At 70.0% G+C, this 24,920-nt stretch carries 18 protein-coding genes; 5 read left to right on the forward strand and 13 right to left on the reverse strand.

What is annotated here, in order from left to right:
- Nucleotides 1-382: 382 nt before the first annotated feature.
- The 7 genes from glmM to ACFWV3_RS08750 form a co-directional block, all read right to left on the reverse strand.
- The gene (glmM, locus tag ACFWV3_RS08720; RefSeq protein ID WP_382409849.1) at nt 383-1,717 is read right to left on the reverse strand and encodes a phosphoglucosamine mutase; all 1,335 of its coding nucleotides are present in this window, start codon (nt 1,715-1,717) and stop codon (nt 383-385) included.
- Between the two features lie 111 nt (nt 1,718-1,828).
- On the reverse strand, nt 1,829-2,374 hold the full coding sequence (gene rpsI, locus ACFWV3_RS08725; protein WP_382409851.1) for a 30S ribosomal protein S9: 546 nt from the start codon (nt 2,372-2,374) through the stop codon (nt 1,829-1,831).
- 26 nt (nt 2,375-2,400) lie between these two features.
- Nucleotides 2,401-2,844, reverse strand: a complete 444-nt coding sequence (gene rplM, locus ACFWV3_RS08730) for a 50S ribosomal protein L13 (RefSeq protein WP_363779188.1) — start codon at nt 2,842-2,844, stop codon at nt 2,401-2,403.
- A 258-nt stretch (nt 2,845-3,102) separates the two neighbouring features.
- Nucleotides 3,103-3,390 (reverse strand): WXG100 family type VII secretion target, encoded by a 288-nt coding sequence (locus ACFWV3_RS08735; RefSeq protein WP_382409854.1) that lies wholly within the window; start codon nt 3,388-3,390, stop codon nt 3,103-3,105.
- 59 nt (nt 3,391-3,449) lie between these two features.
- Complete coding sequence (locus ACFWV3_RS08740; protein ID WP_382409856.1) at nt 3,450-3,755, reverse strand: WXG100 family type VII secretion target; 306 nt, start codon at nt 3,753-3,755, stop codon at nt 3,450-3,452.
- A 150-nt stretch (nt 3,756-3,905) separates the two neighbouring features.
- A complete protein-coding gene (locus tag ACFWV3_RS08745; RefSeq protein ID WP_382409859.1) occupies nt 3,906-4,301 on the reverse strand; it encodes a hypothetical protein in 396 nt (131 codons plus the stop codon).
- Between the two features lie 23 nt (nt 4,302-4,324).
- The gene (locus ACFWV3_RS08750) at nt 4,325-6,139 is read right to left on the reverse strand and encodes a type VII secretion-associated protein (RefSeq protein WP_382409861.1); all 1,815 of its coding nucleotides are present in this window, start codon (nt 6,137-6,139) and stop codon (nt 4,325-4,327) included.
- A 155-nt stretch (nt 6,140-6,294) separates the two neighbouring features.
- On the opposite strand from ACFWV3_RS08750, the gene ACFWV3_RS08755 reads away from it, so the two are divergent.
- Nucleotides 6,295-9,033, forward strand: a complete 2,739-nt coding sequence (locus tag ACFWV3_RS08755; protein ID WP_382409863.1) for a BTAD domain-containing putative transcriptional regulator — start codon at nt 6,295-6,297, stop codon at nt 9,031-9,033.
- Nucleotides 9,034-9,233: 200 nt separating this feature from the next.
- Here ACFWV3_RS08755 and ACFWV3_RS08760 read toward each other — a convergent pair whose 3' ends face one another.
- From ACFWV3_RS08760 to eccCa, 3 genes are all read right to left on the reverse strand, one after another.
- Nucleotides 9,234-11,033 carry an NB-ARC domain-containing protein gene (locus tag ACFWV3_RS08760; RefSeq protein WP_382409865.1) on the reverse strand — a complete coding sequence of 600 codons (1,800 nt, stop codon included), beginning with the start codon at nt 11,031-11,033 and terminating at the stop codon, nt 9,234-9,236.
- Nucleotides 11,030-11,941 (reverse strand): BTAD domain-containing putative transcriptional regulator, encoded by a 912-nt coding sequence (locus ACFWV3_RS08765; protein ID WP_382409867.1) that lies wholly within the window; start codon nt 11,939-11,941, stop codon nt 11,030-11,032. The genes ACFWV3_RS08760 and ACFWV3_RS08765 overlap by 4 nt, the downstream gene beginning before the upstream one ends.
- Nucleotides 11,942-12,359: 418 nt before the next feature.
- Nucleotides 12,360-16,376, reverse strand: a complete 4,017-nt coding sequence (eccCa, locus tag ACFWV3_RS08770) for a type VII secretion protein EccCa (protein ID WP_382409869.1) — start codon at nt 16,374-16,376, stop codon at nt 12,360-12,362.
- A 233-nt stretch (nt 16,377-16,609) separates the two neighbouring features.
- Here eccCa and eccD point away from each other — a divergent pair, with 233 nt between their 5' ends.
- Nucleotides 16,610-18,013, forward strand: a complete 1,404-nt coding sequence (eccD, locus tag ACFWV3_RS08775) for a type VII secretion integral membrane protein EccD (protein ID WP_382409871.1) — start codon at nt 16,610-16,612, stop codon at nt 18,011-18,013.
- The gene (gene mycP / locus ACFWV3_RS08780; protein WP_382409873.1) at nt 18,010-19,425 is read left to right on the forward strand and encodes a type VII secretion-associated serine protease mycosin; all 1,416 of its coding nucleotides are present in this window, start codon (nt 18,010-18,012) and stop codon (nt 19,423-19,425) included. Before eccD ends, mycP begins: the two co-directional genes overlap by 4 nt.
- 144 nt (nt 19,426-19,569) lie before the next feature.
- Here mycP and ACFWV3_RS08785 read toward each other — a convergent pair whose 3' ends face one another.
- From ACFWV3_RS08785 to eccB, 3 genes are all read right to left on the reverse strand, one after another.
- Nucleotides 19,570-20,661, reverse strand: coding sequence for a WXG100 family type VII secretion target (locus ACFWV3_RS08785; protein WP_382409875.1), 1,092 nt, complete (start codon nt 20,659-20,661; stop codon nt 19,570-19,572).
- Nucleotides 20,662-20,671: 10 nt separating this feature from the next.
- Nucleotides 20,672-20,989, reverse strand: coding sequence for a type VII secretion target (locus ACFWV3_RS08790; RefSeq protein ID WP_382409878.1), 318 nt, complete (start codon nt 20,987-20,989; stop codon nt 20,672-20,674).
- Nucleotides 20,990-21,057: 68 nt separating this feature from the next.
- Nucleotides 21,058-22,668 carry a type VII secretion protein EccB gene (gene eccB / locus ACFWV3_RS08795; RefSeq protein ID WP_382409880.1) on the reverse strand — a complete coding sequence of 537 codons (1,611 nt, stop codon included), beginning with the start codon at nt 22,666-22,668 and terminating at the stop codon, nt 21,058-21,060.
- A gap of 159 nt (nt 22,669-22,827) precedes the next feature.
- On the opposite strand from eccB, the gene eccE reads away from it, so the two are divergent.
- Entirely contained in the window at nt 22,828-24,156 is a 1,329-nt protein-coding gene (eccE, locus tag ACFWV3_RS08800) for a type VII secretion protein EccE (RefSeq protein WP_382410476.1), read from the forward strand.
- A complete protein-coding gene (locus tag ACFWV3_RS08805) occupies nt 24,153-24,878 on the forward strand; it encodes a hypothetical protein (protein WP_382409882.1) in 726 nt (241 codons plus the stop codon). Before eccE ends, ACFWV3_RS08805 begins: the two co-directional genes overlap by 4 nt.
- Nucleotides 24,879-24,920 lie beyond the last annotated feature (42 nt).

Consider the following 24,920-nt stretch of genomic DNA (forward strand, 5'->3'; position numbering starts at 1 on the left):
TACGGCTCAGCGGGGTTCCGCCATACAGTGCCAGCTCGGATCACGTGCCGACCTGGGCTTCCGCGAGGTCGGTTGCCTTAGTAAACAACCACTCGTCGCAGGCCGCAGACGTTTCAGGGGTGATTGCCCGGTGCGGGCGGCTGCTGGGGCCACTGCTGTCCCGGCGGCGGCGCCTGCTGCGGGTACGGCTGGCCGGGGGGGCGGCCCCTGCTGCCACTGCTGCTGGGGCGGGTACTGCTGCCCGTAGCCGGGCGGAAGCGGGGGCCGGGCCTTGTTCTTCTTCGAGACCGTGACCGCGATGATCACCACCGCGGCCAGTCCGCCCAGAAGCACGATCAGCACCAACATCGACAAGACGGTCATCCGCCGGCCCCCTCAGTCCTCAGTGCACCGAGGAAACCACACCCGCGAGGCGCTGCGCGGCCGACTCGGCCTGTTCGTGGCTGGTGGCCTCGACCATCACCCGCACGAGCTGCTCGGTGCCGGACGGGCGCAGCAGCACGCGGCCGGTGTCGCCGAGCTCGGCCTCGACGGCGGCCACGGCCTCGCTGACCGACTCGGCCTTGGCGACGGCGGCCTTGTCGGACACCTTCACGTTGATGAGGACCTGCGGCAGGCGGCGCATCACCGAGGCGAGGTCGGCGAGCGACCTGCCGGTCTCGGCCATGCGGGCCATCAGGCGCAACGCGGTGAGCAGGCCGTCGCCGGTGGTGGCGTGCGCGGGCAGCACGACGTGACCGGACTGCTCGCCCCCGAGCGAGTAGCCGCCGGCCTTGAGGTCCTGCAGCACGTACCGGTCGCCGACCGCGGTGGTCCGCAGCCTGATGCCGGCGTCCTTCATGGCGAGGTGCAGGCCGAGGTTGCTCATCACGGTCGCGACGAGGGTGTCCTCGTAGAGCTCGCCCGCGTCGCGCATGGCGAGCGCGAGAACGGCGAGGATCTGGTCACCGTCGACCGCGTTGCCCTCGGCGTCCACGGCGAGGCAGCGGTCGGCGTCGCCGTCGTGCGCGATGCCGAGGTCAGCACCGTGCTCGCGGACGGCGGCGGCCACGACGTCGATGTGGGTGGAACCACAGCCATCGTTGATGTTGAGGCCGTCCGGGGTGGCGTTGATCGCGACCACCTCGGCCCCGGCGCGGCGGTACGCGTCCGGTGCGGCCACCGACGCGGCACCGTTCGCGCAGTCCACCACGACCTTGAGGCCGTCGAGGCGGTGCGGCGTGACCTTGAGCAGGTGCTCGACGTACTGGGTCTCGGCGTCGGGGACGTCGCGGACCCGGCCGATCGCGGCACCCGTCGGGCGGTCGAACCCGGTGCCCATGTGCTGCTCGATCTCGTCCTCGACGGTGTCGGGCAGCTTGTGACCACCGGCGGCGAAGATCTTGATCCCGTTGTCCGGCATGGCGTTGTGGGACGCGGAGATCATCACGCCGATGTCGGCGCCGAGCGCGGCGACGAGGTAGGCGACGGCGGGCGTGGGCAGCGACCCGACGCGCAGCACGTCCGCACCGGCCGAGGTGAGGCCCGCGGTGACGGCGGCGTCCAGCATCTCGCTGCTCGCACGGGGGTCGCGCCCGACGACGGCGACGGGGCGGTGGGAGCGGTCGTGCTCGGCGAGCACGCGGGCGGCCGCGGCGGCGACGGACATCGCGAGCTCAGGGGTGAGATCGGCGTTGGCGAGACCGCGCACACCGTCGGTGCCGAACAAGCGGGCCATGGATCCTCCGATATGGACACTGCGAGGCGGCGGGAAAAGACCCGGAAAACACTGCGGGAGCAGCAGTTCGAGGTGAACTGCTGCTCCCGCAGGTACAACTGGTGCGTCAGATCAACGCTTGGAGTACTGAGGCGCCTTGCGGGCCTTCTTGAGACCGTACTTCTTGCGCTCCTTGACCCGCGGGTCGCGGGTGAGGAAGCCGGCCTTCTTGAGCGCCGGGCGGTCCTCGGAGTCGACGGCGATCAGCGCACGCGCGATGGCGAGACGCAGCGCACCGGCCTGGCCGGTGATGCCGCCGCCACGCAGGTTGGCGATGACGTCGAAGGTCTCGGGCTTCTCCGTGGTGACGAGCGGCTCCTTGATGAGCTGCTGGTGCACCTTGTTCGGGAAGTAGTCCTCGAGGGCCTTGCCGTTCAGGGTGAACTTGCCGGTGCCGGGCACGAGGCGGACGCGGACGACGGCCTCCTTGCGGCGGCCGACGGTCTGCGCGAGGTGCGCGGCGCCGTTCAGCGAGGGCGCGACCACCGGTGCGGAGGTCTCCTCGACCTCGGCCTCGGCGGCCTCGGCCTCAGGAGCCTCGACGACCTCGGCCTCGACAACCTCAGCCTCGACCTCGGGGGTCTCGACCTCAGGGGTCTCGTTCTCAGGGGTGGTCACAGGAACTTCCTCGGTGTACTCGTCGCTCACTGGGCGATCTTCTTGATCTCGAAGGCCTGCGGCTGCTGCGCCGCGTGCGGGTGGTTCGGTCCGCTGTAGACCTTCAGCTTGTTCGCGATCTGACGGCCCAGGCGGTTCTTGGGCAGCATGCCCTTGATCGCCTTCTCCACCAGGCGGTCCGGACGGGTGTCCAGGACCTCGCCGAAGGACTGCTTGCGCAGACCGCCGGGGAAACCCGAGTGGCGGTACTGGAACTCCTGGTCCCGCTTCGAGCCGGTCAGGGCGACCTTGTCCGCGTTGACGACGATGACGAAGTCACCGGTGTCAACGTGCGGGGCGTAGGTCGGCTTGTGCTTGCCGCGCAGCAGCGTCGCGGCCTGGGTGGCGAGCCGGCCGAGCACCACGTCCTGGGCGTCGATCACGTGCCAGGTGCGGGTCACCTCACCGGGCTTCGGGCTGTACGTGCGCACGGATCTACCTCGTCGTCACTTGCGTCTGGGGTCACTGCGGCGGTTGCCCCAGACCGATCTTGGACTGGCCAAGCGGTGGTTCCGAGACAGGCGCGGCACACACGGGCGCCAGCTACCGCACAACAACGTCAGAAGATACCGGATGGGTGGTGCGGGGACCAAAACGGGTCCTCCGAAGGCACCTTTTCCCTGGACATACGCGAGCCCCGGACCACGTGGTTCCGGGGCTCGCGAGGGTCTTGCTGCGGTACTACGGGCTTACCAGCGCGAGGCGTTGGTCTGCTCGGCCTGGGCGTACGCCTCGGAGGCCTGCTGCACGGCGACACCGATGGCCGCGAGGACCTGGTTCAGGTCGTCGGACGCCGAGTCCCACGCCTTCTGCGCGCCCTGGTAGGCCTCACCGGCGCTACCTTCCCAGCCCGCGAGGGTCGAGGTGACCTTCTGGCGCAGCTGGTCGTTGATGTCGTCGATCGCCTTCGACGAGCTGGCGATCGTGGAGGCCGCGTTCGAGATCTCACCGAACGTCGCCTTGATCTGTCCACCCATGTCTATCTCCCCTTAAGCAAAGTCTGAAGTCTGGAAAGTTCGAGGTCAGGAAGCGAGCGTCAGAGGCGGTTGGAGATGCCGGTGACGGCCTGCTCCTGCTCCGTCTCGTTGCGGGCGTAGACCTGGGAGGTGCTGGCGATCTGCTCCTGGATCGCCTGCAGGGCCTGGTCGAGCTTGCGGACGTCCTCGTCCATGCGGACCATCAGGTTCTGGAACGCGGTGGCGGCCATACCGCCCCAGGCGCTCGAGACGCCCTCGGCCGCGCCCTTGACCGTGCGGGCCTGCGCCTGGATCTGCTCGCTGATGTCGCCGATGTGCTTGGCCAGCGCGTCGAGCTCTTCCGGCGTAGTGGTAAATGCACCCATGGGATAAGCCCCCTGTTGTCGAGTCCTGCGGGCGGTACTTCTTGCTTCGTACGCCCCTTACGACGGAGACCCTGCCACGCCGGTTCCGGTCTGTCGCGACTTCTTTCGAAGTAGTTGCGCTAGTAAACGCCTCGAAGTGAAACCGAGATGTCAGTAGAGGATTCGCGACTGCGAAAAGTCCTCGTCATCGTCACTCACACGGGGAAGCTGGCCACTCGGACCGGCGACGGCACTGGAACCGAGAGTGGCGGGCTCCGTCTCAACTGGACGGGCGGCTTCCGGGGCGACGAGCTCCGTGGCGGTGGGCACCTGCTCGACGGGCAGCCCGCGATCGTGGCGGAACCCGGTGGCGGAGTCCTTGACGTCGGCAGGAGTGACGCGAGCACCGGGCTCGACATTGCGCTCACGAGCCTGTCGGGCCAGGTCACGAGTGCGTTCCCGGAGCTTGGCATTGCGTTCACCTATGTCGCCGGCGGCGCGGCGGGCTCGGGTGACGGCGGCTCCGACCTCGGCGCGGAACCGGCTCATGGCCTCGGCGGCGGACATCGGCGACTCCCCTGGCAGTGCGGCTACGACTTGATGACCAGCGTGCGAACGACCTGCTCACAGGCGGTGCGGACCTGCGGCTCCGCGGCTTTCGACGCCTGACAGCCGACGCTCACCTGCACCCGGCCCTGGAACTGGATGTACCAGTCGACCCCGGTGGCGCCGACCACTTCGCGATAGTGAACAACAGACTTCCCCGCGAATGTGCGGTTATCGGTGAAGTCGGCGACGCCGTCGCCATTCCCCTTGCGTTCCTGGTACGTGTTCCGCAGCTCACTCAGCGCGCGAACCCGGTCTTTGTCGCTGTCATAAGTGAGGGTTTGCTCCTGCACAGCAATTCGCGCTTCCGGAGATTTGCTATCGGAATTCTTCCGGTCGACCGGTTGCAAGAGCACCTGCCGGTCCTGGGCGGCACCGCCGGTCTGCTCCCAGCCGTCCGGGCGCGTGAAGGCGTAGTCGTAGACGGCGATCTGGTTGCTGGGCGGGTCAGCCTGCTGCTGCGTCTTGTCCCGGTTCAGCCACAGGTAGCCGCCGACACCTGCCGCCACCAGCACCACCACGACGCCTATCGCGACGAACAGGGGCGTCCTGCTCTTCTTCGGCGGAGATGGCGGCGGCACGGGAAACGCGGCCGGGAACTGCGCGACCGGCGGCGGCGTGATCCGGCGGGTGATTTTGCGGGTGGTTTCCTCGGAGACCCGGAGGTTGTGAGTCACATCACCCGAATTGCCCTTCGCGGCTGCCTGCTGCTGGAGCATTCCGCCGGTCCGTTCGGGGTCGAGGCTGACCGCGCGGAGAGCCCCTCGCGCGACCACCGTCTCCGGTTGGTCGATGCTCGTCGGCACCACCCGGATGTGGTCGTGCACCAGCCGGGCGACCAACGGGATCCGGCTCGACCCGCCGACCAGGAACACCCCGGCGAGCTGCTGGGGCGCGAGCCCGGCATCCCGGACCGCGCCGGCCACCAGCGCGGCCGCTCTGCCGAGCGGCGCCGTGACCAGCTGTTCCAGGTCGGACCGCGTCACGTGCGCGTCGGGGAACGGTGGTGGCATCGGCACGTCCGTGTACGCGTGCCGGGACAGCGTCTCCTTGGCACCCCGTACGTCCTGACGCAGCACCCTCCGTTTACGGCGGTCAGCCATCTCCCGGCCCTCGACGAGCTGCCGCCACGCCTCGGGGTCCTTCGCCCCGACGAGCCCGCCGACGTGCTCCAGCAGGGCCTGGTCGATGTCGGCGCCGCCGAAGCTCGGATCGCCCTTCGCGGACAGCACCCGAAAGCTCCTGCCGTTCCGGGCCACGACGCTGGCATCGACCGTGCCGCCACCGAGGTCGAGCACGGCGAGCGCGGCACCGTCCGGAATGGAGTGGCTGGCGGAGTGGAAGACGGCAGCGGCCACGGGCTCCGGCACCAGCACCAGTTCGCGTCCGAGCCCACGCGCCGCCTGAAGCAGAACGCGCGTGCGCACCGTGCCCCAGTCAGCAGGATGCGTCAGCACGAGGAGATCGACGGGCGCACCGCCACCCACGCGCCGTGCCTCACCCACGGCCCGTGTCAGCACCGCGCGCACAACATCCACAACGGGCAGCACGGAACTGCCCAACAACAACTCACCCTCATCGACGCGACGCTTCGGGTGCGGCTCGTACCGGGCGGGGTCGACCGCAGCCTGCCGCTCGGCCTCCTGACCGACGAACAACGTCCCGTCGGCCGCAGCGAACACGGCGGACGGCACCAGCGGCTGGCCGTCGAACACGACGACCTGCGGCTCCCGCCCGTGCGCGGAGATCGCGACGCAGGTGCTCGACGTGCCGAAGTCGACCGCGACGTGCAGGCTCATGCACCTTCCCCTCTTTCGCGCACATGCTTACCCGATGCGACGGGCCGGGACGATACGGATGGCCAACTCGCCTCCTCGCGAACCGGGACAGGAAGGCTGTGCCGGAAAGTCGATCTCACCGCCCGGATCGGACGAACCCGCCATAAGCTGAGGAGGTGCTGGGGGCGGAATATCGCGTGCTGGGACCGTTGGAAGTGCGCTTCGACGGCGAGCCGATCGCCGTTCCGGCAGGCAAGGGTCGTGTCCTTCTGGCAACGCTGTTGCTGCGCCCCAACCAGTTCGTCTCCGTGGACGAGCTGGTCGAACGCCTCTGGGAGGGCGCGCCGTCGTCGATCGACCGAGCCGCGAAGACGTTGCAGATGACCGTTGCGCGACTGCGCCAGTCCCTCGGCCCGGCGAACTGCGTCGTCACCACGACGAACGGCTACCTCGCCCAGGTCGAGAACCTCGACCTGCTCCGGTTCCGCGCGCTGGCGGACCAGCCACATGCCGCGCTGGCCCTGTGGCGCGGCGCCCCGCTGTCGAACGTGAAGTCCGACTCCCTGCACCGCGAGGAAGTGCCGCGACTCGTCGAGGAGCAGCTGTCGGTGCTCGAGGACCGCATCGACAACGACCTCGCCGACGGGCGAGCGGAGGGACTGGTGGTCGAGTTGCGCGCGCTGACCGCTTCCCACCCCTTGCGGGAACGGTTCTGGGCGCAGTTGATGGTCGCGCTGTACCGGTCGGGCCGGCAGGCAGGAGCACTGGACGCGTTTCACCAGGTCCGAGAACTGCTGGCGAACGAGCTGGGCATCGATCCCGGCGTGGCGCTGCGCGACCTGCACCAGTCGATCCTCCGCGCGGACCCCGAGCTGAGGCCTCATCGGAACACCATCGTGCCGAGGCAGCTGCCGCCAGATCTGGCGAGCTTCACCGGCCGCGGCGACGACCTCGCGCAACTGGACCGGCTCCTTCCCAGGGGAGCAGCGGGAAGAGCCGTGGTCATCTCGGCCATCGCCGGCTCGGCCGGGGTCGGCAAGAGCACGCTCGCCGTGCGCTGGGCGCACCAGGTGCGAGACCGCTTCCCGGATGGGCAGCTCGCGGTGAACTTGCGCGGCTACGACCGCGAGGAACCCCTCGCGCCTCACGACGCGCTCGGCCAACTGCTGCGGGGACTCGGCCATCCCGTCAAGGAGATTCCCGACCACACCGACCAGCGGATCGGCCTGTACCGGTCGTTGCTCGCCGATCGCCGTGTGCTCGTGCTGCTCGACAACGCCCGTACGGCAGACCAGGTGAGGCCGCTGCTGCCCGCGAGCGGCCAGTCGATCGTGGTGATCACCAGCCGGTCCGACCTGCGGGGCCTGGTGGCGTTGAACGACGCGAAGGTGCTGGAACTCGGCGTGCTGCCCTTGGCAGAGGCCATGCGGCTGCTGGAGAAGGTGGTCGGCGCGGATCGCACGGATGCCGAGCTCGGGGCCACCGCGGAGCTCGCCCGGCTGTGCGCCTGCCTGCCACTGGCGTTGCGCATCGCCGCGTCGCTGCTCGTGAGCGAACCGCACCTGCGCGTGCGGGACCTGGTGGACAAGCTCAGCACGGGAGACCGGCTCGCGGAGCTGGAGATCGGTGACGACGGCGAGGCCGCGGTCAGAGCGGCGTTCGACCTCTCCTACACGGCGCTCACACCGGAGCAACGCCGAATGTTCCGCGCTCTCGGACTTGCTCCGCGCGCCGAATTCACACCGATGTCCGCTGGTGCGCTGGCACGGGTGCCGAGCAGCGAGGCGCTCAAGACCCTGCGTTTGCTGGCACGGGCGCACCTGGTCGAGGAGCACGCACCCCAGCGGTTCTCCCAGCACGACCTGCTGTGGTTGCACGCCCGCGAACGCGCGGCGGCCGAAGAGCCCGCGGAGGAGCGGCGCGCAGCGGTCGAGCGCTTCCTGGACCACCACCTCCACTCGGCCGACAGCGCCGAGAGCCTGCTCCTCGACAGCCGTGCCGAAAAGCCCCTGACCGAACACGACCCCGTGGTCGAGGTTGTCGAGTTCCGCGACAAGAACGCCGCTGTCGAGTGGAGCCGACGTGACTACGACCTCCTGATCGAGACGTGCGAGTTCGCACTGGCGAACGGGCATTTCGAGCACGCGTGGAAACTGCCCTACTCGTTGATCGGCCACGTGACGCTGTTCGGTTCCAACGACGACCGCCTCCGCATCTTCGGCATCGCGTTGCAGGCCGCCCAGCGGCTGGGCGATCGCCACGCGAAAGCCGTGGCGCTGCACTTGATCGGCATAGCGCACAAGAACAGGCACCAGTTCGACGAGGCCCAGCGCGCGCTGCGCGAAGCGCTCCTCATCCGGCGCGAGATCGGTTACACCCGCGGGGTCGCCATCACGGAGGCCGAGTTGGCGAGCACCTTCCTGTGGCTGGGAGACCACGACCAGGCACTGACGCACTACCGCGAGTCGATCGAGCAATGGCGGCTCACCGGTCATGCCAGGGGGTGGGCTACGTCGATGAACAGCCTCGCCTACACCCTCGTCCGCAAAGGTGACTTCAGCGAGGCGATCGAGGTCGTGACCGAGGCACTCGACATCCTCGGCGACGCCAGTCCTTTCACCATGGACACGCTCGCCCAAGCTCACGCCGGACTGGGCGACCTGGCCCGAGCGGTGCGGATCTACGGCGGCATCTTCGCCTCCGGCTCGCTCGACACCCTGGGCGCCAGGCCCAGGGCGGAGATCCTGTTCCACGGCTCCCAGATCCTCGCCCGTGCCGGCGACCGGGAAACGGCTCTGACCCACGCCCGTGAGGCGTTGACGCGCGCCGAGTCCAGCGCTCTGGCGATGGCGGCCACCATTCGCCGGTTCGTGCGGGAGCTCGAAGAGACACGCGGTTCCGGTACCACCGGGTGAGCTGTCACCGCCCGGCGAGCGGAGTTCGCCGCTCCGGCTCCGGAGAGACATCCGCACGTGGCACTCGGCTCGCTCACGTCCGTTTCATCTCAAACCGGGTGCGTGATCGCTGTGTGAGCGAAGTGTGAGCGGGCTCGTGCACAGTTCTCTTCGAGCGGTGCTGGTGGCAAAGGTTCCTGGGGGGCCACCAGCACCGCTCGTCAGTTGTCGGGAAGGGCGGCGAGCTTGACCCTCACCTTGTCGCCGTGGGGGTGCTGACGTGGCTCGTAGAAGCTCAGAGCCTCGATCCACCAACGGCGTGCCTCAGCCGCCTCCCCTCGTTTGAGGTGTGTGTCACCGAGGAAGTCGTACGTCGCGGCTCGATCCTCCCCACCGCCCATCTGGTCGAACCAACCGAGTGCGCGGTGCAGGAGCTCGACGACACCTTCGGTCTCACCCAGCCCGACCAGTGCCTTGGACCGGACAACCGCGACCTGCCCCATCGAGACGGGGCTCGTCTCGTGCACCCGTTCCAGCGCGTCCCACGCCGCGAGCTGAACAAGCGCCTCGTGGTACCGGCCGGCTTCGACCAGTGCGTACGCGACCTGGAAGAGCGCCATGGCGATCCGGTCCGGCGACGCGTCGGGGGCGCTGCGCTGCAGCTCGAACGCAGCCCGCGCGACCTGCAACGACTCGTGTGGACGTTCCACCAGTCCGAGCACCCACGCGACGCCGCTCCGAGCGCGGACCTGCTCGGCGACCACGCCCAAGACCTCGAAGGCCCGCCCGCAGTCCTCGAACAGCTCCATGCTCTGCTCGTACATTCCGTGCCTGGCGCAGCCGAACGCCTGCAAGAACAGCAGCTTCGCGGCCACCCACGGCTCGCCCGCACGAGTGGCGGCCTGCACGCCACGCCCCATCTGGGCGAGCCAGTCGCTCCAGCTGCCCGACCGGTCGATCTGCGGCGCGGCGAACCACGGGAGCTGCCAAATGCAGCGGTCCAGGCCCCGCCTCTCCGCGAGTGCGACCAGCGCGCGGACCACGGCGTGCTCGGCATCGAACCACCGCACCGACGCCGGTTGGTCGGAGAAGATCTCCGACGTCACCCGCGGATCGGGAAAGCCGTCGATCCGCCGCTCACCCCAGTTGTACTCGCGATCGATCCAGGCGAGCGTGTGGACGTAGTGGTCGAACAGCCTCGTTTCAGCCTCGAGCCGCGACTTGGCGGTCTCCTCCGCCTCCGCTCGATCGGCCGCGTACACGCGCACCAGGTCGTGGCACGAGAAACGGCCGGGCACGTGCTCCACCAGCAGGTTCGCCCGCACCAGCTCCCGCACGGACTCGCGCGTCGCGGCGAGGGGCCACCCGGCGAGGCTCGCTGCCGCCGGCACGGTGATGTCCGGGCCGGGGTGCACGCCGATGAGCCGGAACATCCGGGCCGCCGAAGCGCTGAGCTGCTGGTACGACCACTGGAAGACCGTGCGGACGCTGGTCGTCGCGTCGCCCGTGTCGAGCGTGTCGAGGCGGGTGCGTTCGTCGGCCAGCTCGGCGACCAGGGCGGACAGCGGCAGCTTCGGGGACTGGGCGGCGCGGGCCGCGATGATCGCCAGGGCCAGGGGCAGGCCGCCGCACCACCTGATCAGGTCGTCGGCGGCGCCCACCCGGGCCGCGCCCAGGCGGCTGACCAGCAGGGCGTGGGCCTCGGCTGGACTCAACACGTCCAGTGCCAGCTGCCGCATGCCCTCGTTGACCACCAGGCCGGTCAACCTGTCACGGCTGGTGATCAGCACCAGGCACCCGGAAGGGCCCGGCAGCAGCGGGCGGACGTGGTCGGCGTCGCGGGCGTTGTCCAGCACCACGAGCAGGCGGCGGTCGGCTACGAGTCTGCGGAACAGGGCGGACTGGGCATCGAGGTCCGCCGGGATGCGTTCGGGAGCAACGCCCAGGGCTTCGAGGAACCTGCTCAGCGCGTCGCCCGGCGTCATCGGGTCGCGGTGGCGGTCGAAGCCGCGCAGGTTCACGTGGAGCTGGCCGTCGGGGAACCGGTCGGCCGCCCGCGCGCCCAGTGCACGGCCAGCGTCGTCTTGCCCACGCCCGCGGTGCCGGTGATCGCGGCAACCACCAGGTCGTCGCGCACCAGGCCGGTCAGGTCGTCCAGCTCGGAGGTCCGGCCGACGAACCGCGGCACGGTCGTCGGCAGCTGGCGGGGCACCGGGCCGCGCACCCGCACGGAGCCGGACAGCACCTGCTGGTGCACCGCCCGCAGCTCCGCGCCGGGGTCGACGCCCAGCTCGTCGGACAGCAGCGCGCGCACGTCCTGGTAGACCGTCAGGGCCGCCGCCTGCTGCCCCGCCTGCGCGAGAGCCAGCATCAGCTGACCACGGAAGGTCTCGCGGAACGGGTGCTCGGCGGTCAGCGCGCGCAGCTCGGCGACGAGGTCGGCGGCTCGTCCCGCGTCCAGGTCGGCGGCGATGCGGCGTTCCAGCGCCAGCAGCCACTCCTCGGTCACCGGCGGGACGTCGTGCCGGTGCAGGGCGTCGGAGCGGACGTCCGAGAGCATCGGACCGCGCCACAACCCCGCCGCGGCGGTGAAGTCGCCCCGTGCGACCAGTGAGCGGAACCGCAGCAGGTCGAGCTCGGAGTCGTCGACCGAGGCGCGGTAGCCGCCGCGCGAGGTCTGCACTCGGTTCGCCTCCCCCAGCGCCTGACGCAGCCGGGCGACGACCATCTGCAACGTCTTGGCCGCCCGGTCCGCGGTCGGCGGCACGCCGTCCCACACCCGTTCCACCAGCTCGTCGACGGACACAAACCGGTTGGGGCGCAACAGCAACGTGGCCAGCAGCACCCGGCACCGCCCGGCGGGCACCGCGACCGGGACGCCGTCGTGGAGCACCTCCAACGGTCCGAGGACGCGGTACTCGGCAGCCACGGTCCCCCTTCCAGTGACGTGTGACCGAACTGTGAGCCAGGTCAGCGACTCTAGGGGTGGCCGGTCCCGCCGCAGTCACCTCCCTCTTCGGCTGCGGTGGGGCCGGCCTTCGCCGTGCAGGTGAGAGCACGCGCTCGGTTGTGTGACCGAAGTGTGAGCGCTGTCCGGCAGAGTTCTCCTCAGCCGGAAGACGACGGCGGCAGCGGAACCTGGGGGGTGCCGCGCTCGTCGGACTCCTCCCCGGTCGGCCCTCCCCAGTGGGTCGGCAGGAGAGGAACCGGTCATGGGGGAACCGGACAGTCCCCTGCTGTCCGGTCGGGCCCGCGGCGCACGCCGCGGGCCCATTTTTTGTGCCACAAACGACTCGTGGGTGGCCCCGCCACTCGGCGGAACCACCCACGACGTCGTCGGACGAGACCTAGTCCGGCTGGATCCAGGCGAACTGCATGCGCTGCTGACCGAACTTGCGGGTCACCATCGTGCCCCGGCCGGGAGGCTGCGGCGACGGCTTGAGGTTGCCGACGATGTTGCCCTCCTCCTTCGAACCGGAACCGACGAACAGCGGCGCCGAGATCTCCTTCAGCTTGCCGAGGACCGGGTCGTACATCGCGCGGGACGCACCACCCATGCGGCGGGCCAGGATGACGTGCAGACCGACGTCCTTGGCCTGGGGGATGAACTCCGCGAGCGGCTGCAGCGGGTTCGCCGCGCCCTGCGGGGCCACCAGGTCGTAGTCGTCGACGACGATGAACACCTCGGGGCCGGTCCACCAGGACCGGTTCCGCAGCTGCTCCTGCGTGACGTCCGGGCCGGGCATGCGCTTGGTGAGCGAGCCCTTGACCTCCTGGATGTTCTGCGTGAGCTGCGCGCCGGAGACGGCGTAGCTCAGCAGGTGGTCCGTGTCGATGAAGCCGAGCAGGGTGCGGCGGTAGTCCGCGAGCAGGATCAGCGCCTCCGAGGAGGTGTAGCTGGTCATGATGCCGCGGATGATCGTGCGCAACATGTTCGTCTTGCCGGACTCGCCGTCGGCCAGCGTGAAGAAGTGCGGGTCCGCGTCGAAGTCCATGTAGACCGGCGCGAGCTCGTCCTCGTTGACGCCGACCGGGACCAGGTGGCCGCGGTTCGGGTTCATCTGCTGGACCTGGGCCATGAACTGCCCGTAGTCGAGCAGGTCCGGCAGCATGCGGACCTGCGGCGCGCGCGGGCCCTGCCAGGACTGGTTGAGCTTGTTGCTGAGGTCCTGCACGCCCTGCGAGACCGACGTCGGGTCCTGCAGGGTGTCGATGCGCGGCAGACCGGTGAGGAAGTGCAGCTTGTCACCGGTGAGACCGCGGCCGGGACGACCGGGCGGCACGTTGACCGCGACCTTGCGGTCGATCTCGGACTCGCTCGGGTCACCGAGGCGGAGCTCGAACCGGGTGCCGAGGAGGTCCTTCATCGCGGGCCTGATCTCCGCCCACCGGTTGGCGCCGACGATCACGTGCACGCCGTAGGACAGACCCTGCGCCGCCAGCGCCTGGACCTGGGGCTCGACCATCTCGAACTCCTGGCGGAAGTTCATCCAGCCGTCCACGATCAGGAACGCGTCGCCGAAGGCGTCGTCGTTGATCTCACCGCGGCGCTTGCGGTTGCGGAACTCGCCCATCGAGTCGATGCGCTGGTCGCGCCAGCGCAGCTCGCGCTCGGTGATCAGGGTCTGCAGCTCGGCCACCATGCGGCGGACCTTGTCGACGTCGAGACGACCGGCGAACCCGCCGACGTGCGGCAGGTCCTCCATCGACGCGAGCGTGCCACCACCGAGGTCGATGCAGTAGAACTGCGCCTCCTGCGGGGTGTGCGTCAGCGCCATCGACGCGACGATCGTCCTGAGCAGCGTGGACTTGCCCGACTGCGGACCGCCGACGACCGCGCCGTGGCCGGCCGCACCGGAGAAGTCCGCCCACAGCAGGTCGCGCCGCTGCTCGAACGGCTTGTCGACCACGCCGACCGGGATCTGCAGCGTGCTGTTGGCCGGGTAGCCCGGTGACGTGAGACCGCGGTCCTGCGTCACGTCGAGCGGCGGCAGCATCGTGTCCATCGTCGGCGGCTCGTTGAGCGGCGGCAGCCACACCTCGTGCGCGGGCGGGCCCTGGCCGACGAGCCGGTCTACGATGAGCTCGAGCTGGGTCGGCTCGTTCGCGTCCTCCTTGACCGGCGCGGCCGCGACCGCGACCGGCTCGACCGGGCGCTCCGGCTCCTTCGGGATCTCGATGAAGTCCGGCACGAAGAACCGCGGGCGCTTGTCGCTGCGCACGGCCACCGACTCGCCGGCGGACTGCATGCCCGACGGGCGGTAGGTGCCCGAGACGTAGAGCGCCTTGAACCTGGTCAGCGGCATGCCCTGCACGCTCAGGTAGCCCGAGCCCGGGATCGGCGGCAGCTCGTACGCGTCCGGCACGCCGATCGCCGCACGCGACTCGGCCGCGTTGAACGTCTTCAGACCGATCCGGTACGAGAGGAACGTGTCCAGACCGCGGAGCTTGCCCTCCTCCAGCCGCTGCGACGCGAGGAGCATGTGCATCTGCAGCGACCGGCCGACACGACCGATCTGGAGGAAGATGTCGATGAAGTCCGGCTTCGCCGTCAGCATCTCGGAGAACTCGTCGATGCAGATGAAGAGCGCGGGCAGCGGGTCGAGCTGGGCGCCGTTCTCCCGAGCCTTCTCGTAGTCCCAGACGTTCTTGTAGTTGCCCTTCGCCAGGACCTCCTGGCGGCGCGACACCTCGCCGGCGATGGCGTCCTTCATGCGGTCGACCAGCGTGAGGTCGCCCGCGAGGTTGGTGATCGTCGCGGCGACGTGCGGGGCCTTGTCCAGGCCGAGGAACGTCGCACCACCCTTGAAGTCGACGAGGATCATGTTGAGCGCCGTCGACGAGTGCGAGGCCAGCAGGCCCAGCACCAGGGTGCGGAGGAACTCCGACTTGCCGGAACCGGTCGCGCCGATGCACAGGCCGTGCGGGCCCATGCCGTCTTCCGCCGCTTCCTTGATGTCGAGCTCGACCGACTGACCGTGCTCGCCGATGCCGAACGGGATGCGGTAGCGGTCGCGCTTGGGCCGCGGGCGCCACGCCTGCTGCACGTCGAACGTGATCGGGTCGCCGGGGATGCCCATGAACTCGAGGATCGGCGGGTTGTTGCTCATCGCCAACGGGTCCTCGCCGCTGTCGCCACCGGCCTCACCGGCGGCGCCCATGCGGTACGGGGAGAGCCTGCGGGCCAGTGCCTCGGCCTCGACGACCGACAGCCGGTCGGGTCCGCCGAACCACTCGACACCGCTCGCGGAACGGGCGCCGAGCTGGCCGTTCTCGACGACGAGGCGCAGGCCGCGGCGTGCCGTCAGGTTGCCCAGGCACTCGGAGAGGTCGAGCAGCGTGACGCCGACCAGGCCCTCCTCGAGGATGATCATCTCTTCGCGGCTGATGTCGCCGTCGTCGATGACGATCACGATGTGCGGCTGGTCGGGCGGCGGCGGGGCGTTGCGGGTGAACCGCTGCCGGTCGCGCAGGTTCTCGTCCAGCATCGCCTCGATCTCGGCGAGCGAGTTCGCCATCATGCGGCGCTGGCCGATGCCGTCGATGTCGGTGGGGTGCTGGGCGTGCGGGAGCCACTTCGCCCACTCCCACAGCTGCTTGGTGCGGCCCGCGCTGACGACCGCGATCAGCAGGTCGTCCGGGGCGTGGAACGTGACGAGCTGGGCGATGAGGGCGCGCGCGAGGTCGCGGCGGTCCTCCAGCTCACCGAGCAGGCCGACGGCGGCGAACCCGCGCAGTGCGATCGAGATCGGCAGGTCGGGGACGAGCGAGTGGGCGCGGACGAACCGGCGCAGCGCCAGCGTCGCGATCGGCTCGAGCTCCTCGACGGGACCGGTCTGCGGCGGCACCAGGCGCGTGGCGAGGCGCTGCGAGCCCCGGCCGGCGCGCAGGTGGCAGAAGTCCGGGTCGTTCTGACGGCGTTCCCACATGCGGCGCGTGGTGGCGAGCGACCACAGCATCTGCGGGTCCGGGTGGACCCACTCGCGCTCGGCGCGCTGCTCGTCGGCTGCCTCGCGGGCGCGGTCGCGCATCTGGCCGAGGTACCGCAGGTAGTCCTTGCGGTCCTCGTTCATCTCGGCTTTCTTCTGGCCCTTGCCGGACCCCATGCCGCTCGCCATCATGCCGATGGTCGAGATCATCATCATGCCCGGCATGATCATCGCCGCTGGCTGCCGCGGCGCGAACACGAACATCATGCCCATCATGCCGACGGACGCGATGATCATGACGACGGGCATCGCCTTCATCATGATGTTGCCAGGGATGATCCTCGGGACCTCTGGTGGCGGCTCGAGGTGGACCTCGCCGCCAGGAGGCCGGGGAGCCGCAAGGCGTGCCGTTCGCTTGAACTGCAGCGTGCTCAACTGACAGGCACCTCTTCGACATCTCAATACGCCACCGGTAGCAACCGACACTATTGCGCATTCGCGCGCGTCACGAAGGGCGGGTCGGAAAAAAACCCAGTCGAACGTGTTCTGCGAACCACACGTGCAACAGGCGTCGGTGCGGCCATACTAGGGCCGCCCGTGGACCGCCCCGGTGGGCCAATAGGCTCGGGCCAAGAGTTCGCAACACAGATCTGACTTAGGGGGCCCTGGTGGCGACCGGTACGACGGTGTTCAGCCGTGTCACGGTGGTGGCACCTCGAACGCGTATCGACGTCGCGCTGCCTGCCGACGTGGCGGTGGCCGATCTCCTGCCGATGCTGCTGGACATGGCGAGAGAGGCCACTCCGGACGGTGGCGTCAGGCACGGCGGCTGGTGCCTCGCGAAGCTCGGCGACAGCCCGCTCGACCCCGCGCGCACGCTCGCGTCGCTCGGTGTCGTCGACGGCGAGCTGCTGCAGTTGCGGCGCCGCAACGAGAACCCGCCTCCGCCGCTGTACGACGACGTCGTCGACGCGATCGCGGAGTCCGACCCGGACTCGTTCCGGCCGTGGACCAAGGAGACGGCGCAGCGGTTCGGCCACATCGCGGGCGCGCTCGCGTTGATCGCGGCCGCGGTGGCGCTGTTCCTGTCCGGCCCGATCTTCGCCGGTGACGAGGGCAGTGGCCTGGCCGCCGCCATCGCCGGCGGTGTCGGTGCCGTCGCGGCGCTGGCCGCGGGCGCGACGATCGCGCGGGCGTACTCGGCGGCGTCGACCGGCGTGCTGATCGCCGCGTGCGGTTCGCTGCCGCTGGCGTTCGTGGCGGGCTACCACGCGGTGCCCGGCGTCGGCTTCAACCCGAAGATGCTGCTCGGCTCCGCGCTGCTGATGATCTTCGCGTGGGGCGGCATCCTGCTGATCGGCTACGGCATCACGGTGTTCATCGCCGCGGCCACGGCAGGCACGTTCGTCTCGCTCGCGTTCCTCGTGGCGACGTTCGTCGAGCACCCGCTGCCCGGTGTGGCCGCGGCGACCGGCGCGGTCGCGCTCGGCGCGTTGTCGCTGCTGCCGAGGCTCACGCTGCAGCTGGCCAAGATCCCGCCGCCCGTCGTGCCGTCGAACGCCGAGGACCTCAAGGAGGACACCGGCTTCCCGGAGTACGCGGTCATCGAGCGCCGCACGGCCGTCGCCCACGAGTACCTGACCGGCATGATCATCGGCACCGGCACGGTCGCGGCGCTGGCCGCCATCGTGGCCGCGTCCGCCGGCACGATCTGGGGCCCGATCTACGGCATCGTCGTCGCGATCGTGCTGATGATGCGCGGGCGTGCCTACGCCAACGGCGCCCAGGCCGTGGCCCTGCTGTCGACCGGCATGGTGGCGAGCGCGGGCATCCTGCTCGGCTGGCTGATCTCGTCGTCGGAGTTCAACCGCATCGCGTTCGTCTTCGGCGCGCTGCTGCTGCTCGGCGCCGTCGCGCTGGTGCTCGGCGTCGTCTTCCCCGGCCAGAAGTTCTCGCCGCCGCTGCGCAGGACCGTCGACATCCTCGAGGCGATCCTGATCGCCGCGGTCGTGCCGCTCGCCCTGGCCGTGATGGACCTGTACTCCGTGTTCCGGGGCCTGATCTCGCTATGAGGTCCGGCATCAGGCGCACCACGGCGGCCGCTGCGGCCGGGCTTCTGCTGCTGACGGGAGCGCTTCCCCAGGCGTCCGCACAGCCGTCGTCGTCCGCCCCGGCCTCGGCGCGCCCGAACTCGGTGCCACCGGACCTCCCGCCCGGCACCCCGCCCCCGAACGACGAGGGCAGGCCGGACGTGAAGTACGAGCGCACCAACAAGGGCTGCGTCGAGTCCGACACCAAGAGCGAGCTGATCGAGACCATGCCCTGGGGCCAGGTCCAGCTGAACCTGGAGCAGGCCCACCGGTTCGCCAGGGGCAAGGGCATCAAGATCGCGATCATCGACACCGGCGTCGACCCCCGCAACCCGCGCTTCGGCGGCCGGGTCCAGGGCATCGGCGAGTACGTCGACGGCAACAAGAACGGCACGGACGACTGCGACGGCCACGGCACCGAGGTGGCGGGCGTCGCCGCGGCGGCCAAGACCGAGGGCGACTTCGTCGGCGCCGCACCGGAGGCGACGATCCTCGCGATCCGGCAGACCAGCGACCGCTTCGAGTTCAAGGGCGACGCGAACAACGAGAAGCGCACGTCCGCGGGCAAGGTCGGCACGCTGGCCCAGGCCATCGTCCGCGCGTCGAACCAGGGCGCCAGGGTCATCAACATCTCGCTGACCAACTGCAACCCTCCCAAGGGTTTCAGCGCGGACGACCAGAAGCTGCAGGCCGCGATCCGCTACGCGGTGGACGTCAAGGACGTCGTGATCGTCACCGCGGCCGGCAACAAGAGCGAGCAGGGCACGGGCTGCGGCAGGCAGAACGACAACCTGGACCCGACCAACGTCAACTCGGTGTCGTCGCCGGCGTGGTTCGCCAACGACGTGCTGTCGGTGGCGTCGATCGCCCGCTCGGGCGCGGTGTCGGACTTCAGCATCTGGGGCCCGTGGGTCAGCATCGCGGCGCCGGGCGAGGAGATCATCTCCGTCGACCCCAAGGGCACCGGCCTGACCAACGCCAACGTCACCGCCAACGGCGTGCAGGACATCAAGGGCACGAGCTTCGCCTCCCCGTACGTCGCGGGCATCACCGCGCTGGTGCGCGAACGGTTCCCGGACCTCAAGGCGCGCCAGGTGATGGACCGCCTCAAGGCCACCGCCCTGCACCCCGGCAACGTGTCCGGCAAGGACAACAAGACCGGCTTCGGCATGATCAACCCGGTGGCGGCGCTGACCGCGGTGCTGCCCGCCGAGTCGCCCGGTTTCCAGAAGGCGCAGCCGAAGGAGCTGAACACGGCCGTCTCCCCGCCGCCGGGGCTCGACTGGCCGCCGATCGTCGTGGCGCTGGGCGGCATCGGGGTCGGTGGCGCGCTGCTGATGCTGACCTTGATCGTCCGCAACTCGCTCAGCCGGAAGCGGCGATCACCCGCCTAGAAACGCTCGAACCAAGGCCCCGCCGGAACTGTCCGGCGGGGCCTTCGTCATTGATGTGAAACACATCACCGTCTCATTTGGTCAGCGAAAAGGCCCGCCGCGAAAAGCATTCGGCGGGCCGTTCTCGTCGTCTTGAAAAGATCTTCAGTCGTCGTCGCCGATCGTCTTCGGCGCGGCCTTCTTGGGCTTGCCGAGCAGGTCGTCGATCGAGCCGGTGAGCCGCTGCCGGGGCTTGTGCTCCTTGTCGCCGCCCTGCTGGCCGCCGCCACCGCCCATCATGCCGCCCATCATCGGCATGCCCATCCCGCCGGAAACGCCCCCAGGACGTCCACCAGCGGCCGCGGCGGCCGGAGCGGCGCCGGAACCCTGCTGGGCGGGTGGAGCCTGCTCAGCGACGCCTGTGGAGCCTCCGAACTGCATCGGCTGCGGGGTCGCGGACGCAGCCGGAGCACCGACCGAGCCGACACCGCCGCCGACCCCACCGCCGACGCCGCCAGAAGATCCGCTCGAAGATCCACCGGGAGCACCACCTGAGACACCACCCGCGGCACCGGTGCCCGCGGCCGCCGTCGCCGACGCCTTGGCCGGTTCCGGGAGCGCAGGACCAGCGGGAGCCGCGTAGGTCCAGTCCTTCTCGGGGTAGCGGTGCTCCATCCGCACGGCGTCGAAGCCGTCGTGCTCACCGGAGACCCCGTCGCACAGCTTGAGGAACGCCTCCATCACCTGGCGCGCGGACTCGTGCAGCTCGCGCACCGGGTGCTTGAGCTCCTCGATGTGCTTGACCGCGCGCTGGTCGCCGTCCAGGGGCAGCGACGCCGTGCCGGACACCGAGTCCGCGGCGTCCGCGAGCACGTGCGCCATGTCCTGCACGATGTCGCGCACGCCCTCGGCGGTCTCCTCCAGCGCCTCCGCCATGGCGGTCATCGCGTCGGACATGTCGCCGCCCGCGAGGCCCACCTTGCGCATGTGGTCGAGGAACGCGTCGGCGTCCTTGCCCTGCCACCGCGCGTCCACGCCGCCCAGCGGTGCCGCGACGTGCTTGGTGACCGCCTCGGTCACCTTCGCCGCCTTGCGCCAGCGCTCGGCTTCCTCGCGCAGGTCGTTCCAGTCGCCCACCAGCGGGTCGAAGAAGTCGTGCACGAGGTCCACGACCCCGAGCTTGCGGCTCACCCGCGAGAGGTAGTCGAGCTCGGGACCGACCTCGGCCGCGATCTGCCTGCCGTTCTTGGCCACCACGAGGTTCCCCCTACCGCCGGTCGGCCTTCTTGATGAGCTGCAGGGCCTCGTCGTCCTGGCCGCCGTGCTGCTTCGCGACGGCGTGCAGGCCCTGGGCGGCAGCGTCGAGCGTGTCGCAGGCGCGGGCGAGCTGCGAGTTGAGCAGTTCCGCCGCGCGTGCGTAGGCCTGGGCGGTGCCGACGGTTCTGCCGATCTCGCCGAACGACTGCGGGCGCAGCGGCGACACCTTCATGGCGTCCCGCACGCGCCTCAGGTCGTCCGTCGTGCCGTCGATCCGGTCGGCGTACTGCTCCAACCACTCGGGATCGACGGATATCCGACCGGCCACGGCGTTCCCCCAACAAGGTCCGGGTGCGTTTGTCCCGTTTCGACGGTGACGCACCCGGACCGGTTCCGCTACTTCTGCTGAACCGCCTGCGGGTCCTGGATGGAGCCCTTCGACGTGGTGATCGCGTCGTAGCTGCGGTTCGCCTCGTTCTTGTTGAGCTGCGGCCCCATCGGCAGCAGGCTCAGGATCTGGTTCGGTGCCGGCGGGAAGGTCCCGTCGAGGCCCAGCGCCGACGCGGTACCGGCGTCCGGGACGCCGTAGCGGACGCCACGACCCGTGACGACCTGCACCGGACCGGTCCCGAAGTCGCCCTTGCCCTGGCTCGCCCGCACGACGGCGGCCTTGCCCGGCAGCATCAGGAACTGGTCGACGATCTCGCCCGCCGCACCCGCCGCGTTCAGCGCGACCGGGGTCATCTCCTTCGGGCCGGGGAGCTTCGAGCCGATCGTAACCGAGGTGTGCTCGGCCTTGGTCTGCTCGGTGAAGTTCTCGGCCTTCCAGCCCAGGCACACCACGGTGTTGTTGGCGTTCGCCTCGAGCGTGGTGGGGATCTTCGCCGGGTAGGAGTCGAGCGTGAGCGGGTTCTTCGGGTTCTTGTTGTTCGAGACCGCGTTCGGCGAGACCCGCACCGGCTCCTTGGCGTTCGAGTAGGCGAAGCGCAGCAGGTCGCCGACGGTCTGGTCGACGTCCTGGAAACCGTCCTCCAGCGCCACCATGAACTGCGCGGTGCCGGTCAGGTTCACCTCGACGACCTCGCCGATGTTCACCTTGGTCTCGGTCACGTAGGTGGCCTGCTTGCCCTGGTTGGGGACGTTCGGCGCGGCCAGCGGCGCGACCTCGGGGATGGCGTTGAGCAGCGCGGTGCTGATCGCTCGCGGCTGCTTGCCCTTCAGCCGCAGGGCGTTCACGACCTCGTTGTCCTTGAGGTCGACCTCGGCCCTGACCGTGGACGACGAGATGTCGCGCAGGCTGTTCGGCTTCTTGTAGATCAGGTACGACTTCTTGGCGCCCGTCCGCTGCTGCACCAGCACGGCCTCGTCGCCGAGCTCGGGGTTGCCGCTGCTGACGCCGGCGATCACGGAGGTCTTGATCTGGTTCTCCGCCGCCTGGTTCTCGCGGAACTCGTCCAGGTCGAGCGTGTCGCAGACGGACCACTGCGCGTCGATCCGCAGGTCCGGCTTCGGCAGCACGTCCGGCGCGTCCGGGATGCCCGTGAGCCTGCCGCGCGGCAGGTTGGCGAGCGCCGACTCGCTCACGAGCTTCGGCTCACCGCCGGCCGCACCCTGCGAACTGCCCGTGGTGCCGCCCGGCGCGTCGCCGCCGCCGGACTGCTGGTCCGGGTTGTTGCGCGAGAACCACAGCAGCCGGGCCGACGCCAGGTTCGTCATCGGGATCAGCCGCCGGGGCGACGCGTCCACGACGTAGACCTGGCCGGTCTCCTTGCTGATGGCGATCTGCGTCTGGTCGTCCAGCTTCGGCGCCGGCTTGAAGAGCCCGAACACGAGGAAGCCGAGCAGACCGACGACGCCCAGGACAACACCGACCGCTGTCGCCCGCGAGTGGTTGCGCATGGGGTCATGCAGCATCACCGCGTCTCTGCGGACCAGAGCGGACTGCATCCGCCGCAGGACGAATTGGTAGGCCTGGACCTGTGACTTGGTGGTGGGTGTTGATGCCATTCTCGGCTCGCTGCTCTCCCAGTAGCGGTACGGTTCGGCAGGATAGCCGGACGCAGGTTGCTTCGTGGGCCGGTTCGCCAAGCCCACCGACCGTCGAGGGGAAAGAGACCACAACGGATGTCCGTGACCACTCCACATCCGCCCCGGCCCAACCCGGGGATGGCACGGCCGCAGGGTTCCGGTGGCCCAGGGGGTCCTGGCCAGCAGCCACCCGCGCCTCCTCGTCCGGTCGGGCGTGTCCGCCGCAGAACGGCGAACGTCAGTCTTGGTTCCTTGCCGGTCTCGAACGTAGTCACGATCGAGGTCGGCCTCGCCATTGGACTCCTGGTTCTCACGCTGATGGGCGTGAAGGAGCCGAACGGCGCAATGAACGTCGTCTCCGTCTCAATAGCGGGCGGTGTGCTCTTCATCGCATTGATCCTCGCGTTCGCCCGGTCGAAGGGCCGGTGGCTGACGCAGTGGATCGGGGTCCGGCTGCGCTACAACTTCCGGTCGCACCACCGGACGGCGAAGCGCCAGGACGCGGCGGAGTCCAAGCCCGGTGACGACGAGATGCAGGTGCTCGGCCCGGAGGACCCGCGCGTCGCGCTGCTGCGCCTCGCGATCCCGGACCTGGTGATCGCCAAGGGCGTCGACCACGAACGCCGTCCGCTCGCGCTGTCGTGGCACGACGGCGTGTGGACCGCGGTGCTGCTCGTCGACCCGACCCCGCCGCTGATCTCCGCGATCGGCACCGCGCCGTCGCTGCCCCTGGGCGCGCTCGTGCCGTGCCTCGAGGACCGCGGCGTCGTGCTGGACGCGATCACGGTGATCTGGCACTGCTACCCCGGCAGCGCGGCGCTCCCGCCGAACTCGCCCGCCGTCAGCTCGTACATGGAGGTGCTCGGCCCGCTGCCCGCGGCGGCCAGGCGCACCACGTGGATCACGGTCCGGCTGGACCCGCGCCGCTGCGGCGAGGCGATCCGGGAGCGCGGCGGCGGCGTCGTCGGCGCGCACCGGGCGCTGATCGGCGCGCTGTCCCGCGTCCGCAACGCCCTGGAGTCCGCCGGCGTCACGATCCGTCCCCTCGACTCGGACGAGCTGCTGCGCGCGGCGATCTCGTCGGCCGAGCTGACCGCGGCCGTCGGCGGCACGAACCCCGTGTCGCTGCGCGAGAAGTGGTCGGGCGTCACCGCGGGCGGCGTCGGGCACGCGAGCTACGCGATCACCGGCTGGCCGTCCAAGGGCCTCAAGGGCAACCTGAACTCGCTGACCGGTGTGCGCGCTCTCTCGTCGACGCTCGCGATGTCGATCTCGCCGTCGCGCGAGGACGGCCAGGTGTCGCTGCGCGGCCTGGTGCGGGTGAGCGCCCGCACGCCGAGCGAGCTCGACCGCGCCGAGGACCAGTTGTCGAAGCTGAGCGACAAGCTCGACATCACGCTGACCCCGCTGCGGGGCATGCAGCTCGCGGGTCTCGCCGCGACGCTGCCGCTGGGAGGTGTGGCATGAGCTCGTCCCGACTGCTCGACTCGCGCGGCCGCGGCGCGGTGGCACCGGAGTTCCTGGTGTCGCCGACCATGCTCGACCTGGTCAGCCCCAGCGGCGACCGCGGCGGCATGATGCTCGGCCAGGGCACGAAGGGCGAACCGCTCAGCGTGTCCGTGCTGCGCCCCACGCCCACCCGCATGGTGGTCGTCGGCGGCCTGTACCTGGCCCGCCAGATCGCGTTGCGCGCCATGGCGACCGGAGCGTGGATCATCATCGCGACCGGCCGCCCGCAGGCGTGGCAGCCGGTCGTGCGCGCCGCGGGCCAGGGCCCGGACGGCCGCCCGTCCCAGCTGGTGCAGCTGCGCAGGCTGTCCCCGGCGGACCTCCCGCGCCCGACCGAGGACATGCCGCTGCTCGTGATCCACGACGGCGGCCACGTCCCGCAGGAGCTCTTCCCGCCGCGCGCCCCGTGGCAGACCACGATGTACGTGCTGCCGTACCTGCACCCGCAGGCCTCGTCGACGGCGAACAACGCGGACCTCGTGCTGCTGCAGCGCCTCCCGATGGGCCAGGCGCAGCTCGCGGGCCAGATGTGGCGCCTGCGGCCGCAGATGTTCCAGCAGCTGACCCAGCTGAAGGACGACCAGGTCATCGCCATGGGCCAGGACATGTGGGCGCACCTGCGCCTGTACACGACCCCGGCCGAGCAGCAGATCCTCGGAGCGGTCCGCCGAGGAGATTGAGTTTTGGCCGCTGCTCCGCAGCGGCGGCGAGTTCGTCTCGAG

Source organism: Lentzea sp. NPDC059081, assembly GCF_042738015.1.
Taxonomy (GTDB): Bacteria; Actinomycetota; Actinomycetes; order Mycobacteriales; family Pseudonocardiaceae; genus Lentzea.

Bases quoted from the DNA above. Each gene is read 5' to 3' on its own strand.
- ACFWV3_RS08805 (WP_382409882.1), top strand. From the start codon at position 24,153: ATGAGCTCGTCCCGACTGCTCGACTCGCGCGGCCGCGGCGCGGTGGCA.
- ACFWV3_RS08745 (WP_382409859.1), bottom strand. From the start codon at position 4,301: ATGTCCGCCGCCGAGGCCATGAGCCGGTTCCGCGCCGAGGTCGGAGCC.
- mycP (WP_382409873.1), top strand. From the start codon at position 18,010: ATGAGGTCCGGCATCAGGCGCACCACGGCGGCCGCTGCGGCCGGGCTT.
- eccE (WP_382410476.1), top strand. From the start codon at position 22,828: ATGGCACGGCCGCAGGGTTCCGGTGGCCCAGGGGGTCCTGGCCAGCAG.
- glmM (WP_382409849.1), bottom strand. From the start codon at position 1,717: ATGGCCCGCTTGTTCGGCACCGACGGTGTGCGCGGTCTCGCCAACGCC.
- ACFWV3_RS08735 (WP_382409854.1), bottom strand. From the start codon at position 3,390: ATGGGTGGACAGATCAAGGCGACGTTCGGTGAGATCTCGAACGCGGCC.
- eccB (WP_382409880.1), bottom strand. From the start codon at position 22,668: ATGGCATCAACACCCACCACCAAGTCACAGGTCCAGGCCTACCAATTC.
- ACFWV3_RS08740 (WP_382409856.1), bottom strand. From the start codon at position 3,755: ATGGGTGCATTTACCACTACGCCGGAAGAGCTCGACGCGCTGGCCAAG.
- ACFWV3_RS08750 (WP_382409861.1), bottom strand. From the start codon at position 6,139: ATGAGCCTGCACGTCGCGGTCGACTTCGGCACGTCGAGCACCTGCGTC.